We start from the raw sequence: 567 nt of genomic DNA on the forward strand, positions 1-567 counted from the left end.
CCCACCGCCCGGCGGGCGGGGCGCACCGGGCGGGCGGCTCATAGGTAAGAGTCGGGTGCACTGGGTAAACTTAAGGCATGAGTTCTCCATCGTATTCGACCACTGCAGCCGCTGAACTGCAGCAGGATCTGGTCCGGGCCGGCTTCTATCCGCAGATGATCCAGGACGTGCTGTCCGAAGCGATGTACAGCCGGCCGATCCTGGACCACTATGTCCACCTGGAAACCCATTTCGACCGCACCGAGGTGCACCGCCACATCACCGTGCTGGTGCTCAGCGACAATTCGCTGTTCATCATCCACGTTGATGACCAGCAGCTCGATGACCACGGCCAGCAGGTCGTCGCCCAGGTCTCCACCGAAATGATCTCCCTGAAGCGCATCGCCTCGGTGGCCACCAGCTACGTCTTCCACCAGCCCCAGCACTACCGCAGCGGGGACGCGGTGCGCGAATTGACCTTCGGGCTGTCTTGGAACGGCACCACCCGCCTGGACCTGACCCCCGCCGCCTGCGCGGACCCGGAATGCGACGCCGACCACGGGGTGACCGGCACCGCGCAGCCCGAGG

General features: G+C 65.3%; 1 protein-coding gene. It reads left to right on the forward strand.

The features are described from left to right. Nucleotides 1-77: 77 nt before the first annotated feature. Nucleotides 78-567: DUF5998 family protein (locus JCM19049_RS17115; protein WP_054822106.1), on the forward strand; the 490-nt coding region annotated here is incomplete at its 3' end.

It is taken from the genome of Arthrobacter sp. JCM 19049 (assembly GCF_001310435.1).